We start from the raw sequence: 14299 nt of genomic DNA, 5'->3' as shown, positions 1-14299 counted from the left end.
GGGGATAAGTGTTGACGCCCACGTTTGTGCGCCTCGGGTGGCTCGCACTACTCGCAACCACTCGGCGCACAAACGTGGTCCCCGCGAGCGTAGCGAGCGGGGGCTCGAAGGACGCAACGCGGCTTCCGGTGGCGAAAAAGCGGTCGCTCACTCCGTTCGCGACCGTCAAAAACGAAGTGGACTTTCCGACTTACACGTCCGGTACTTCGCCGCCGAACTCCTCGATGAGGGCCGGCACGACCTCGAAGAGATCGTCTTCGATGCCGTAGTCGGCGAGGTCCCAGATGGGTGCGTTGGGGTCGGTGTTGATCGCGACGATGGTGTCTGCGCCCTTCATTCCGGCGACGTGCTGGACGGCCCCGGAGATCCCGATGGCGATGTACACGTCGGGCGTGACGACCTTCCCGGACTGGCCGACCTGCCGGTTGGCGGGCAGCCAGCCGTTGTCGACGATCGGACGGGACGACGAGAGGGTGGCGTCGGTCGCCTCGACCAGTGCCTCGATCAGCGGGATGTTCGCCTCCTCGTCGATCCCACGGCCGACGGAGATCAGGAAGTCCGCCTCGCTGATGTCGACGTCGCCGCCGGCGACTTCCTCGAAGCCGGTGACGGTGGACTGGATCTCGCTCTCGTCGATGTCGGCGTCGAACGCCTCGACGGCGGCGTCGCCGTCACCTTCGGCCTGAGGCCACTCGGCCGGCCGGATCGTCACGGCGGCGTGAGCTTCCTCGACGTCGATGGTCGTCTCGACCTTGCCACCGTACTGTTCACGAGTGACGGTGAGCCCGTCGTCTTCCGCGAGGTCGACGGCGTCGGTCACCAGGGGCAGACTGAGGCCCTCGGCGACGGCCGGAGCGTAGTCCATCCCGTTGACCGAGTTGGGGGCCAGCAGGTACTGCGGGTCGAGTTCTGCGTAGAGTTCCTCGATGGCCTGCGTGTAGACGTCGTGGTTGAACTCCTCACCGTACTCGACGGTGTGGATGGCGTCGACACCCTCGCGGTTGACCTGGGAAGCGTAGTCGTCGACGTCGCCGCTGATGACGGCCAGGTGCAGGTCGCCGCCGGTCTGGTCGGCCAGGTCGCGGCCGGCCGTGACCATCTCGAGGCTCACGTCGCGCAGTTCACCACGGCGGTGCTCGGTGATAGCGAGAACGTCGCTCATCCCTCGACCACCCCCTTGTCGCGGAGGAATTCGGCCAGCTGCCCGGCCGTCTCCTCGGCGTCACCGTTCCAGACCGTCGCGTCGCCCTCGGACTCGGGCTCGTACAGATCGGTCTGGGCCAGTGGGCTCTCGAGGACGTCGGCGTCGAGGCCGATGTCGTCCAGCGTCTGGACGTCGAGCGGCTTGCTCTGGGCCTGGCGGATGCCGCGCAGGCTCGCGTAGCGGGGCTCGTTGATCCCGGACTGGATCGTCAGCACGGCGGGGCTCTCGACCTCGGTGAGCTCCTCGACGCCGCCCTCCAGTTCGCGGTGGACGTTCGCGACGCCACCCTCGATGTCGAGGTCGAGCTGGTTGACGACCGCGGCCCACTCGAAGCCGATCTTTTCGGCCAGTGTGACGCCCGTCGCGCCGTTGGACTCGTCACCGGCCTGGACACCGGTCAGGACCAGATCGGGGTCTTCCTCTTCGACGACGGCGGCCAGCAGCTCGGCCTTGGCCTCGACGTCGAGGTAGCTCGCGGACTCGATGTCGTCGTCCCACACGCGGACCGCACGGTCGGCACCCTTCGCCAGCGCCATCCGGATGGTCTCCTCGGCGCGCTCCGGACCGATCGTCGCCGTGACGACTTCCACGTCTTCCGCTTCCTCGCTGATCTGGACGGCTTCCTCGACGGCGTAGTCGTCCCATTCGTTGAGGTCGTATTCGAGATACTGCTCGGCGATGTCGTCGCCGGAGATCTCGAACTCGTCCTCGACTTCCGCCACCTCCTTTACCGTTACGAGAATCTTCATGCTCACCCGAACCTGTGGATTACTCACCGTTAAACGTTTCCGAACGCCGGAACCGCGACAAACTGTTCATTCGTCAACCGGACCGCGGTGATCGCGAGAACTGGATCGGTCTATCGGCCGTTTTCCGGCTCCTCGCCGTTCGTGTCCGTGATATCCTCGTCGGGGAACGAGATGAGATTCTCCCGGCCGATCCGGAGTTTGTCGATACGACCCTCGTCGTCCATCGAGGATAGCAACTGGGACACCTTGGCGTTCGACCAGTCCGTCTCTTTTACGATGTTGGCCTGTTTCATGCGCCCGCCGTTCCGTTCGAGCAGGCGCTCGATCCGTTCCTCGTCGCTCAGCAGTTCCTCGTCGATCTCTTCGTCGTCGGCCTCTGCGGCCGTGGCCGCGGTCCCGCCGTCCGTCGTCGACGCAGTGGTCTCTGCCGTCGCCGCAGGCGGATCGTCACCGTCGCCGCCGTCGTCACCACCGCCGGTCGGGGAGGCCGGCGACGGCACGTCGACGCCCCGCGTCGCGAGTAGATACGCGATCACCCCGGCGACGAGCAGGATCGGGAGGCCGACGAGCAACAGCGGGGGGACGCCGCCCGGCTGTGCCCCGGTCGTGGTGTTGGTGGGCGACGTACCGTTCCCGCTCCGTTCGTAGACGACCGACGGCTGGCTGACCTCGAAGGTGCCGTCCTGATCGCCCTCCCAGCGGAGCGACGCGTTGGTCACCGAGTAGCCGGGCGGCGAGGCGCTGAATAGGTCGTAGGAGCGCGGCGGAACGATGGTGAGCGTCTGGTTCGCCCCCAGCGTGGGGAACCACGTGCCGTTGGGCGAGAGGAACACGTCGTCGACGTAGAGGTACGTTCCGGATTTCCGCGCGAACTGTGTCCAGGTGAACTTGAGGACGAGTTGTCCCGTCTCGCCGGTGATGCTGCTCCGGCGGGTCACGTCCGTGATCTGCATGGAGCGTCCGGTGGTGGCGCTGGCCTGCTCGCTGGCCGTTCGGGCCGCTCCGATCGTGTCGAATCCGGCACCACGCTCGAAGTCCTGTGCGATCGATCTGAACGCCACTCGCTTTGCCTCGGTATCGACCGTGTAGTTCCGCCTGATCGTCCACACCGCGTCACCGTCGGACCGGATTCCGACGTAGAAGATCGTTTCGGTCCGGTTTATTCCGGTGTCCTGGGCCTGGAGGGAGGCAGCACCGCTCGAGACCGCTGGCTGGTGAGCCTCGGCCCCGTCGGCGAGCGCCGGGGCCGCCACCGGACCTGCGGTCAGGAGGAGGGCGAGTGAGGCGAGCAGGGCGGCATGTGCCCGCGTCAACATTAGTCTTCTCTGTTCGCGCCTTGGGGAAAACACTTTCCATCAGGTGAGAAAACGTCAGGAGCGGCTCTGAAAGGTCTAAGCGCCGCTCATGCGTCGATAGAAAGATAGCCTGGCCAACAGGAGCCGGGAGAAACGGCGGCTTGAGTCGGTCGGGTTTTTTGTAGTCCCACCTCCATGTGGCAGGTACCCGCCATGCGATATTCACTGCCCGTCCTGATGGTCGTGCTCGTCGTCACCGCGACGGTGACCGTCGGCACGCCCGCCCTCTCTCCTGGAACATCGTCTCCCGTGGTGGACCGGGGCGCGGTCGACGCCGTCGCCCCGATCGCCGACGCGCAGAACGCGAGTAACTATCTCACGCTCCCAGACAGCGGGGCCGAGCGCAGCCAGTTCGGCAACGCGACGCTCGACTTCGGCGCGACGGTCGCGGTCGACAGCGCCAACCTCCAGGAGTCGCTCAGCACACAGACCGCGATCGAGTCGTTCAGAACGGCACCCAACACCTCCGCGAAGACCACCGCCCTCCAGCGGGCCGCCGCGGTTCTCGAGAACCGAACGTCGGCGCTCTTCCAGCGCCAGCAACGCTCCATCCGCCAGTTCAACGACGGCCGTATCTCGACGGAACTGCTGTTCAGGCGACTGGCCGAAACCGACGCGCGCGCTCGGGCGATCTCGTCGAGCGCCGTCGAGATCCAGCGAACTGCCGAAAACACGGGTGGCTACGTCATCCCGTTCGACCTCTCGAGCCGATTCAACAACGTCGAACAGCGGACCACACTGTTGTACACGGATCTGCGGGGCAACATCGGCGCTTCGCTGGCCGGCACGCGTGACTCGCGGCGATACCTGGTGTCGGCCTCGAACAACGCGTTCGTCGTCGCCGGCGGCACACAAGGACAGTTCGTGCGCGAGACGTACATCGACAGCCAGTTCCAGCGCGGCGGCAGCGACCGATTCAACGGCGACCTCGGAGACGCCATCGAGTACGTGTACGATCTGTACCCGTGGGCCGAGGCGAACCAGCGACCCCCGTACTCGGACATCGACACGGTGGTCGGGAGCCTCTACCAGGTCACGATCAACCACAAACACGGCCGCCTCCTGACGTACCTCGACGGCTCGAACGGCGAGATCTTCTTCGAGATCCAGGAGAATCGGCTGTCGACGCTGCCGACCACCGAGACCGCCACCGCCGAGAACGAGAGCGCCGACCTCAGCGTCCGGGCGAACCTGACGTATCCGACCGGCCCGATGGAACTCGCGGTCCGGAACACGGCAGCCGACACACCCGCCGACGCCCGAATCAGCGTCGACGGCCAGTTCGTCGGTCGAACCGGTAGTGACGGCCGTCTCTGGACGGTCCAGTCCGAAGCGACCACGCAAATCGAAGCCGTCGCCGGCGACGACCGCGTCTCGTTCACCGTCACCAACGTGGCCGCCGGACGTTGAAGTAGGAAGCCGGAACCACCGACCAGCGTGTCGACCCGCGCGCTCGGTTCCATCATCGGTGTCGTCCTGTTGCTCGCCGTCGCCGTCCTCACAGCCGCCGCCGTCGGTGTGACCGCCCTCGGCGTCGCGCCGCCCGAGGACGCCCCGACCCGTGCCGCCTTCGAACTCCGTGCCGACGCCGACGCGGACCGGCTCACCCTCGTCCACCGCGGCGGCGACACCGTCGCCGTGTCCGCGCTCCGCGTCCGCGTTCGGATCGACGGCCGCCCGCTCACTCACCAGCCGCCGGTCCCATTCTTCGCCGCTACCGGCTTCGAGTCCGGGCCCACTGGCCCGTTCAACACCGCAGCCGCCGGCGACTGGCAGGCCGGCGAGCGCGCGAACTTCCGGCTGGCCAGCACGAACGAGCCCACGCTGGAACCGGGCTCGCAGGTGACCGTCGAACTCTATCTCGACGGCCAAAAGCTGGCGGAGTTAGAGACGGTCGCGTGACCCCGATCACTCAGGCACCGTCGCGACCGTCGTGATCGCGATTTCGGGATTGTAATCCGGCCCCATCGTATGGTGTTCGAAGTCGACGAAGCCGGCTTCGCGGAACATCCGGTCGGCCTCGCGCTCGTCGTAAAAGAGCATGATCGCGTCGGCGAGTCGCTGGAACACCGACGAGTTGGGGTAGTTGGGACCGACGATCAGCACCTGACCGCCGGGTTTGGCGACGCGGCGACACTCCTCGAGGGCGTCGACGGGGTTGGGCCAGTACTCGATGGAGCCCGACGACCAGACCACGTCGAAGCTGTTCTCGCGGAAGGGCAGTCGCTCGGCGTCACCGAGGTGGAAGTTCACGGGACCGTCGCGCTTGCCGAACTTCTCGTAGGCCTTCTCCAGCTGGTGAGGACTCTGGTCGAGGCCGTACACCGTGTCCACGCGGTCGAGCAGTCCCTCGGTCGCGAAGCCAGTGCCACACCCGATGTCGAGGACCCGGTCGTCGCGCTCGATGTCGAGCAGGTCGATGGCGGCCGTGCGCATCTCCTCGTTCCAGATGAACGGGTTGATCTGGTCGTACACCTTTGAGAGGTACTTGTAGAAGAGCCGCGCCCGGGACTTGTTCTCGAGGACTCCCATTGATTCGGTGGTTGGGGGCTGAGAGTGATAATTCCCCGGATTTCCGGCCGCCGATGGGAGGCGCGGAGCGGCCCGAACGGCCGGGAACGTGTCACATAGCCACGAACGATGGACGTTGTGGCGGCAAACTTCGCAACTACCATATAGCCGCTTCTGTAATCTCCGGATGATTCAAATGCCAAGGCCAGAGGTTCTCGATCGGATCAAAGAGACCGAACAAGAGGCCGACGAGATCGTCGCCGAGGCCCGCGAGGAGGCCGAAACGACGATCGCCGAGGCCCGCGAGGAGGCCGAGGAGATTCGCCAAGAGGCCCGCGAAGAGGCCGAAGAGATGGCCCAACAGCGCCTCGAAGACGCTCGCAGCGAGGTCGAGTCCGAGCGTGAGAAGATCCTCGCGGAAGGTGACCAGGAACGCGAGGAGCTGGAAAAAGAGGCCGAGACGCAGCGCGACGAGGTGATCGAACACGTAACAGATCTGTTCGAGGAGGCGGTGCATGCTCAGACCTGAGCAAATGAGTCGGGTCTCGGTGACCGGCTCCAAACAGGTCATGGAGTCGGTCGTCGAGACCGTGCACGATCTGCGTCTGGTCGATCTCAGCGACTACGACGGCGCGTGGGAGGGCTTCGAGCCCGGGGCCCCCGCCGAAGGCGGCGACGAGGCCTCCGAGAAGCTCGTCACCGTCCGCTCGCTGAAGTCCATCCTCGGTGTCGACGAGGCCGACGCCGGCCCGACGCGGCTGGTGACCGAGGAGGCCCTCGACGACGAACTCGAGGACATCCGCGGGGAGGTCAACGAACTCGACGACCGTCGCGAGGAGTTGCGGGACGAACTCCGGACGGTCGAAGAGCGCATCGACAGCGTCGAGCCGTTCGCGGCGCTGGGCATCGATCTGGACCTCCTGACGGGCTACGACTCGCTGGCCGTCGGCGTGGGCGAGGGCGACGCCGAAACCATCGAGGCCGAACTCGCCGGTGACGACAGCGTCGCCGCCTTCGAGGTGTTCTCGGAGGGCGACGCGGTCGCCGTCTTCGTCTACCCCGAGGCCACCGACCCCGTCGAAGCGGGGGTCGACGCCTCGGTCCAGGACCTGCTCGTCGGAGCCAACTTCCAGGCGTACGACGTGCCCGACGCCGAGGGCAGTCCCGAGGAGTACATCTCCGAGCTGAACCACCGCAAACAGCAACTCGAGTCCAAGCTCGACACGGTCGAGGACGAACTCGAAGACCTCAAACTCGACGTGGCCGGCTTCCTGCTGGCCGCCGAAGAGACACTGGCCATCGAGGCACAGAAGTCGGAAGCACCGCTCTCCTTCGCGACGACCGAGAACGCCTTCGTCGCCGAGGGCTGGCTCCCGACCGACGAGTACGAGCGCCTCGAACGCGCGCTCGCCGACGCCGTCGGGGACCACGTCGAGGTCGAAGAACTCGAACGGGCCGACTACGACGGCGAGGGGCACGCGACCCACTCCGAAGACGTGACCGAGGGGCCGCCCGCGGCCGGCGGCGCGACCGAGACGGACCTCGGCGCGAGCGTCAGTACCGACGCGACCGACGGGGCCGAGTCGCCCGCCGAAGCGGAGGCCGAACAGGAGCAGGAGAAAGAGACCGTCGCGGATGGCGGTAACGTCACGATGGGCAGCGACGCCCCGCCGGTCATCCAGGACAACCCCGGCGCGGCCAAGCCCTTCGAGGCGCTGGTCGAGGTGATCAACCGACCCAAGTACACCGAGTTCGACCCCACAGTTCTCGTCTTCCTGACGTTCCCGGCCTTCTTCGGGTTCATGATCGGTGATCTTGGCTACGGGATCCTCTACATGGGGCTGGGCTACTGGCTCTACAGCAGTTTCGACAGTGACGTGATTCGGAGTCTCGGTGGCGTCGGCATGTGGGCCGGTGCCTTCACCGCGATCTTCGGCATCCTCTACGGTGAGATATTCGGCCTGCACCTGATCTCGTCGTATCTGTGGGAAGGCGCGCTCGGTATGGGCGGGTCACCCCTGCACAAGGGCCTCCAGCCCAAGTACGGAAGCTACGCGATGGGTTGGCTCGTGTTGAGCCTGCTGGCTGGCGTTCTGCACCTGGCCATCGGCTGGGTGCTCGACTTCATCGAGAACCTCGAACACGGCTTCATGGACGCGCTCGGCGAGAGCGGCTCCTGGCTGATGATGATGTTCGGGATGTGGACCTGGATCTTCGCCGGTGCGTTCGGTAGCGCGCCGCCGATCCTGTACGGTTCCGAGAGCGTCTTCGCCGGGAACCCGCTCCCGCTTGGCTTCACCGGCTTCAGCCCGACGGTCGGGCTGGCCGGACTCGCGGTGTTCTTCGTCGGGCTCGGACTCCTGACCTACACCGAACCCATCGAGTTCGTCGAGTTCCTGAACGTGCTGGTCAACGTCCTGTCGTACACGCGACTGGCCGCAGTCCTGCTGGCCAAGGCGGGGATGGCCTTCGTGGTCAACCTCCTGTTCTTCGGCGTGTACGTCACCGACGACGGCGCCTGGCACTTCGGGATCGGCCACTCGCCTGCCCACATGCTCGAACAGGGGACCTATCACGGGCACGAAGTCACGAACGTGATGTTCCCTGGGATGATGCACATGGGCATCGCGGCGCTCGTGGTCGGCCTGCTCGTCCTCGTCGTGGGCCACCTGCTCGTGCTGGCGCTGGGTGTCACCAGCGCCGGCCTGCAGGCGGTGCGTCTCGAGTACGTGGAGTTCTTCGGGAAGTTCTACGAGGGCGGCGGTCGCGCGTACTCGCCGTTCGGCTACGACCGCGAGTACACGACCGAAGACTGACGGATCGCGCATTTTTTGCCGAGAAAGCGTGACGCGGCCGGCCGCGTCCGGTTAGTGTCGGGAACCGTGAGACTGTCTCTCACCGGGTTTTCACGTGCTGACGACGGCATTTGGGAAGTTTTATGAAGCCCGTAGAGCCATATCCGGATGTTCGGAACGAGCGAATCCCGGAACCCAAATCATGATTGAAACACTTACCGCGGTACTGACCGCACTCGGACCGGTTCTGCAGGAAGGTGGCGCACAGACGATCAACCAGGCACCCGCGATCCCCAACAAGGCTGCAGCCGCCCTCGCAGTCGGGCTGGCGGCGTTCGGCGCAGGCTTCGCGGAGCGTGGCATCGGTGCGGCCGCGGTCGGCGCGATCGCCGAGGACGACGACATGTTCGGTCGTGGGCTGATCCTCACGGTCCTGCCCGAGACGCTGGTCATTCTGGCACTGGTCGTCGTCTTCGTCGTCCCGGCGCAGTAACTCTCCCACCCTTCTACCAATGAGTCTTGATACGGTCGTAGAGGACATTCGGGAGGAAGCCCGCGCGCGTGCGGAGGAAATCACATCCGAGGCGGAGGCCGAGGCCGAGGAGATCGTGGCCGAGGCCGAACGCGACGCCGAGGAGATCCGCAACGAGCGCGAGGCAGAAGTAGCATCGACTATCGAACAGGAGCGTGAACAGCGCCTCTCCAGTGCCAAACTCGAGGCCAAGCAGAAACGCCTCGAGGCGCGCCGGACCGTCCTCGGCGAGGTCCGCGACGCCGCCGAAGAGGAGATCGCCGGTATCGACGGGGACGACCGCGAGGAGCTGACCCGCGAACTGCTCGTCGCGGCCACCGAAGAGTTCGACGCCGACGACGAACTCGCGGTCCACGGGCACGCCGACGACGAGGACCTGATCGAGTCCCTGCTCGACGAGGAGGGGCTCGACGGGCGCTTCGCCGGCGAGTACGACTGTCTGGGCGGTGTCGTCGTCGAGAGCGAAGGGTCGCGGATCCGCGTGAACAACACCTTCGACTCGATCCTCGAGGACGTCTGGGAGGAGAACCTCGGCGAGATCAGCGACAGACTGTTCGAGCAATGAGTACGGAACGAACCGCGGGCGGCAGCAACTACGAGTACGTGATCGCGCGAGTCCGCTCGCGCCGCGCCGCGCTGTTCGACGACGACGACTACCGGAAGCTGATCCGAATGGGCCCGGGCGAGATCGCCCGGTTCATGGAAGAAAGCGAGTACGAGAGCGAGATGAACGCCCTGGGTGCGCGTCACTCGGGTGTCGACCTCATCGAGTACGCGCTGAACCGCAACGTCGCCAAGCACTTCGACGACCTGTTGCAGTGGGCCGACGGCCAGCTGTACGGCTACGTGGCTCGCTACCTCCGGAAGTTCGACGTCTGGAACGTCAAGACGATCATCCGGGGGCTGTACGCCGGCACCGACGCCAGCGACGTCGAGACGGACCTGATCCGGGCGGGCGAGTTCGACGATGCCTTCCTGGACCAGTTGCTCAACGCGGGGTCCATCGAGGAACTCGTCGAGTTGCTCGAACCGACCCGCTTCGGCGATCCGCTCGCCGAGGCCTACGCGGTCTACGAGGACGAGGGTGTCCTCGTGCCGCTTGAGAACGCCCTCGACCGGGCCTTCTACGAGGACCTGTTGACGGGCCTGTCGGGCGAGCAGTCCCGGGCGATGGAGCTGTACGTCGAGTTCCTCAGCGCGGAAGTGGACTTCCGGAACCTCCGGAACGCCTTCCGGCTGGCCCGCAGTGGCGCGGATCTGGACCCCTCGGAGTACTACATCGAGGGCGGCAAACTGTTCACCGAGGACGAGATCCGCCAGCTGGCGCGCAACCGCGACCAGCTCGTCGAGTTCGTCCGGTCGAGCAAGTACGGCGAAGACCTCGAAGCGGGGCTGGACTCGCTGGAGGCGGCCGACAGCCTCATCGAGTTCGAGCGCGCCCTGGACGCGGCGCTTTTGGAGTACTCTGGGCGGCTGTCCAACCGGTATCCGCTGTCGATCTGCCCGGTCCTGGCGTACGTCCTCGCCAAGGAGCGTGAGGTCGACAACATCCGCGCCATCGCCCGCGGCCGGGAGGGTGGCCTCTCGACCGACGAGATCGAGAACGAACTGGTGATACTATGAGCCAGGAGATCGCTGTCATCGGGAGTCCGGACTTCACCACCGGCTTCCGGCTGGCCGGCGTCCGCAAGTTCGCGGACGTGCCGGACGACGACAAGGCGGCGGAGCTGGACGACGCGGTGCAGGGGATGCTCACGGACGAGGAAGTCGGCATCCTGGTGATGCACGAGGACGATCTGGAGCATCTCTCGCGAGGCGTCCGTAACGACGTCGAGACCAGCGTCGAACCGGTGCTCGTCACCCTCGGCGGCGAGGGTGCCGGCAGCGGCGGCCTGCGCGAGCAGATCAAACGAGCTATCGGTATCGACCTCATGGAGGAAGACTAACAACGAATGAGTCAAGCGACAGAATCCGACGTCCGCGAAGACGGACAGATCGAGAGCGTAAGTGGTCCCGTCGTGACGGCGACAGACCTCGACGCGAAGATGAACGACGTGGTCTACGTCGGTCACGAGGGACTGATGGGCGAAGTCATCGAGATCGAGGGCAACATCACGACCATCCAGGTCTACGAGGAGACCTCCGCGGTCTCCCCGGGCGAACCCGTCGAGTCGACGGGTGCGCCCCTCAGCGTCGACCTCGGACCGGGGATGCTCGACGCCATCTACGACGGCGTCCAGCGCCCGCTCGACGTGCTCGAAGAGAAGATGGGCAGTGCGTTCCTCGACCGCGGTGTCGACGCACCCGGGATCGACCTGGAGAAGACCTGGGAGTTCAACCCCGAGGTCGAAGAAGGCGACGAGGTCGGCCCCAACGACGTGGTCGGCATCGTCCCCGAGACGCCCAGTATCGACCACAAAGTGATGGTGCCGCCCGACTACGAGGGCGGCGAAGTCGTCGACGTGCAGTCCGGCGACTACAACGTCGAGGAGACGGTCGTCGAACTCGACAACGGCGAGGAGATCCAGATGCGCCAGGAGTGGCCCGTCCGCTCCCAGCGCCCTGCCGACGAGAAGCAGACACCGGACACGCCGCTGGTTTCGGGCCAGCGGATTCTGGACGGCCTCTTCCCGCTCGCGAAGGGTGGGACGGCGGCGATTCCCGGCCCCTTCGGCTCGGGCAAGACCGTCACCCAGCACCAGCTCGCCAAGTGGGCCGACGCGGACATCGTCGTCTACGTCGGCTGTGGCGAGCGTGGCAACGAGATGACGGAAGTGATCGAGGACTTCCCGGAACTGGAGGACCCGACCACCGGGAACGCGCTGATGGACCGGACCTGCCTCATCGCGAACACCTCGAACATGCCCGTCGCCGCCCGTGAATCCTGCGTGTACACGGGCATCACCATCGCGGAGTACTTCCGCGACATGGGCTACGACGTGGCGCTGATGGCCGACTCCACCTCGCGGTGGGCCGAGGCCATGCGGGAGATCTCCTCGCGGCTGGAGGAGATGCCCGGTGAGGAGGGCTACCCGGCCTACCTCGCCGCGCGCCTCAGCGAGTTCTACGAGCGAGCCGGCTACTTCCAGAACATCAACGGCAGCGAGGGTTCCGTGAGCGTCATCGGGGCCGTCTCGCCGCCAGGCGGGGACTTCTCGGAGCCGGTGACCCAGAACACCCTGCGTATCGTCAAGACCTTCTGGGCGCTGGACGCCGACCTCGCCGAGCGCCGGCACTTCCCGGCGATCAACTGGAACGAGTCCTACTCGCTGTACCGGGACCAGCTGGACCCGTGGTTCGAGGACAACGTCGCGGCCGACTGGTCCGAACAGCGCCAGTGGGCCATCGACACGCTGGACGAGGAGGACGAACTCCAGGAGATCGTCCAGCTCGTCGGGAAGGACGCCCTGCCGGAAGACCAGCAGCTCACGCTGGAGGTCGCGCGATACCTGCGTGAAGCCTGGCTCCAGCAGGACGCCTTCCACGACATCGACACCTACTGCGAACCGGAGAAGACATACTCCATCCTCGGCGCGATCAAGACCTTCAACGACGAGGCCTTCGACGCGCTCGAGGCGGGCGTGCCGGTCGAGGAGATCACGGCCGTCGACGCCATCCCCCAGCTCAACCGTATCGGTGTGCAAGACGAGTGGGAGGAGTACGTCGAGGAACTGGAAGACGACATCAGCGAACAGATCAGGGAGCTCTACTAATGCAGAAAGAATACCAGACCATCACGGAGATCAGCGGTCCGCTGGTGTTCGCCGAAGTCGACGAACCCGTCGGGTACGACGAGATCGTCGAGATCGAGACCGGCGACGGACAGACCCGGCGCGGCCAGGTGCTCGAATCGACGAGTGACTTCGTCGCTATCCAGGTGTTCGAGGGAACCGAAGGGATCGACCGCAACTCGTCGGTCCGCTTCCTCGGTGAAACCCTGCAGATGAAGCTGACGGAGGACCTGCTCGGACGCGTTCTGAGTGGGTCGGGCGAACCCATCGACGGCGGACCCGAAATCGAACCGGACGAGGAACGACCGATCGTCGGCGAAGCGATCAACCCCTACTCCCGGGAGTACCCCGAGGAGTTCATCCAGACCGGCGTCTCGGCCATCGACGGGATGAACACGCTGGTCCGGGGGCAGAAGCTCCCGATCTTCTCGGGTTCGGGGCTGCCCCACAACGACCTCGCACTCCAGATCGCCCGGCAGGCGACCGTGCCGGAGGAAGACGAGGGCGACGACGACGAGGGCTCGGAGTTCGCAGTGATCTTCGGCGCGATGGGGATCACACAGGAAGAGGCCAACGAGTTCATGGACGACTTCGAGCGCACCGGTGCGCTGGAACGCTCCGTGGTCTTCATGAACCTCGCGGACGACCCAGCAGTCGAGCGGACGGTCACGCCGCGCCTGGCCCTCACGACGGCGGAGTACCTGGCCTTCGAGAAGGACTACCACGTCCTGGTCATCCTGACGGACATGACCAACTACTGTGAGGCGCTGCGTGAGATCGGCGCCGCACGGGAGGAGGTCCCGGGCCGCCGTGGCTACCCCGGGTACATGTACACGGACCTGGCCCAGCTCTACGAGCGGGCCGGCCGTATCGAGGGCGAGGACGGGTCGGTGACGCAGATCCCGATCCTCACGATGCCCGGCGACGACGACACTCACCCGATCCCGGACCTGACGGGTTACATCACCGAGGGGCAGATCTACGTCGACCGTGACCTGAACAGTCAGGGGATCGAACCGCCGACGTACGTGCTGCCCAGCCTCTCGCGGCTGATGGACGACGGGATCGGCGAGGGTCTCACCCGCGAGGACCACGCCGACGTGTCCGACCAGATGTACGCCGCGTACGCGGAAGGTGAGGACCTCCGTGACCTGGTGAACATCGTCGGTCGCGAGGCGCTGTCGGAACGTGACAACAAGTATCTGGACTTCGCGGACGACTTCGAGACGGAGTTCGTCCAGCAGGGCTTCCGGACCAACCGTTCCATCGACGAGACCCTCGACCTGGGCTGGGAACTGCTCTCCCAGCTCCCCAAGGAAGAGCTCAACCGTATCGACGAGGAGCTCATCGAGGCAAAGTACGTCGAGGACGAAGGCGAGCCCGTCGAAGCCGAGGAGTAACGCCGTCTTTTCCTTTCGTTTC

14 protein-coding genes are annotated in these 14299 nt (G+C 65.7%); 10 read left to right on the top strand and 4 right to left on the bottom strand.

Features of this window, described 5'->3' with window-relative positions:
- Positions 1-190: 190 nt before the first annotated feature.
- The 3 genes from EAF64_RS08215 to EAF64_RS08205 all read right to left on the bottom strand — a co-directional run bounded on the left by EAF64_RS08215 (position 191) and on the right by EAF64_RS08205 (position 3269).
- Positions 191-1162 (bottom strand): electron transfer flavoprotein subunit alpha/FixB family protein, encoded by a 972-nt coding sequence (locus tag EAF64_RS08215; RefSeq protein WP_129068482.1) that lies wholly within the window; start codon positions 1160-1162, stop codon positions 191-193.
- A complete protein-coding gene (locus EAF64_RS08210) occupies positions 1159-1953 on the bottom strand; it encodes an electron transfer flavoprotein subunit beta/FixA family protein (RefSeq protein ID WP_129068481.1) in 795 nt (264 codons plus the stop codon). The genes EAF64_RS08215 and EAF64_RS08210 overlap by 4 nt, the downstream gene beginning before the upstream one ends.
- Before the next feature lie 110 nt (positions 1954-2063).
- A complete protein-coding gene (locus tag EAF64_RS08205; protein WP_129068480.1) occupies positions 2064-3269 on the bottom strand; it encodes a helix-turn-helix transcriptional regulator in 1206 nt (401 codons plus the stop codon).
- Positions 3270-3461: 192 nt separating this feature from the next.
- Between EAF64_RS08205 and EAF64_RS08200 the strand changes: the two genes are divergently transcribed.
- A complete protein-coding gene (locus EAF64_RS08200) occupies positions 3462-4718 on the top strand; it encodes a DUF7096 domain-containing protein (protein ID WP_129068479.1) in 1257 nt (418 codons plus the stop codon).
- Positions 4719-4745: 27 nt separating this feature from the next.
- Positions 4746-5210, top strand: coding sequence for a type IV pilin (locus EAF64_RS08195; RefSeq protein ID WP_129068478.1), 465 nt, complete (start codon positions 4746-4748; stop codon positions 5208-5210).
- Positions 5211-5216: 6 nt separating this feature from the next.
- On the opposite strand, the gene EAF64_RS08190 is transcribed toward EAF64_RS08195, so the two are convergent.
- On the bottom strand, positions 5217-5840 hold the full coding sequence (locus EAF64_RS08190; protein ID WP_129068477.1) for a methyltransferase domain-containing protein: 624 nt from the start codon (positions 5838-5840) through the stop codon (positions 5217-5219).
- A 175-nt stretch (positions 5841-6015) separates the two neighbouring features.
- Between EAF64_RS08190 and ahaH the strand changes: the two genes are divergently transcribed.
- The 8 genes from ahaH (at position 6016) to EAF64_RS08150 (ending at position 14277) form a co-directional block, all read left to right on the top strand.
- Positions 6016-6348 carry an ATP synthase archaeal subunit H gene (gene ahaH / locus EAF64_RS08185; RefSeq protein ID WP_129068476.1) on the top strand — a complete coding sequence of 111 codons (333 nt, stop codon included), beginning with the start codon at positions 6016-6018 and terminating at the stop codon, positions 6346-6348.
- The gene (locus tag EAF64_RS08180) at positions 6335-8635 is read left to right on the top strand and encodes a V-type ATP synthase subunit I (RefSeq protein ID WP_129068475.1); all 2301 of its coding nucleotides are present in this window, start codon (positions 6335-6337) and stop codon (positions 8633-8635) included. Before ahaH ends, EAF64_RS08180 begins: the two co-directional genes overlap by 14 nt.
- Positions 8636-8816: 181 nt before the next feature.
- Positions 8817-9107 (top strand): F0F1 ATP synthase subunit C, encoded by a 291-nt coding sequence (locus EAF64_RS08175; RefSeq protein WP_129068474.1) that lies wholly within the window; start codon positions 8817-8819, stop codon positions 9105-9107.
- 19 nt (positions 9108-9126) lie between these two features.
- Entirely contained in the window at positions 9127-9711 is a 585-nt protein-coding gene (locus EAF64_RS08170; protein ID WP_129068473.1) for a V-type ATP synthase subunit E, read from the top strand.
- A complete protein-coding gene (locus EAF64_RS08165; RefSeq protein WP_129068472.1) occupies positions 9708-10769 on the top strand; it encodes a V-type ATP synthase subunit C in 1062 nt (353 codons plus the stop codon). The genes EAF64_RS08170 and EAF64_RS08165 overlap by 4 nt, the downstream gene beginning before the upstream one ends.
- Positions 10766-11092, top strand: a complete 327-nt coding sequence (locus tag EAF64_RS08160) for a V-type ATP synthase subunit F (RefSeq protein ID WP_129068471.1) — start codon at positions 10766-10768, stop codon at positions 11090-11092. The genes EAF64_RS08165 and EAF64_RS08160 overlap by 4 nt, the downstream gene beginning before the upstream one ends.
- Before the next feature lie 6 nt (positions 11093-11098).
- The gene (locus EAF64_RS08155) at positions 11099-12859 is read left to right on the top strand and encodes an ATP synthase subunit A (RefSeq protein ID WP_129068470.1); all 1761 of its coding nucleotides are present in this window, start codon (positions 11099-11101) and stop codon (positions 12857-12859) included.
- Positions 12859-14277 carry an ATP synthase subunit B gene (locus EAF64_RS08150; RefSeq protein WP_129068469.1) on the top strand — a complete coding sequence of 473 codons (1419 nt, stop codon included), beginning with the start codon at positions 12859-12861 and terminating at the stop codon, positions 14275-14277. The genes EAF64_RS08155 and EAF64_RS08150 overlap by 1 nt, the downstream gene beginning before the upstream one ends.
- Positions 14278-14299: the final 22 nt, after the last annotated feature.

It is taken from the genome of Halorientalis pallida, assembly GCF_004118325.1.
Classification (GTDB): Archaea; Halobacteriota; Halobacteria; order Halobacteriales; family Haloarculaceae; genus Halorientalis; species Halorientalis pallida.
The sequence above is the reverse complement of the archived record's forward strand: the minus strand, read 5'-3'. Positions and strand labels throughout refer to the sequence as shown.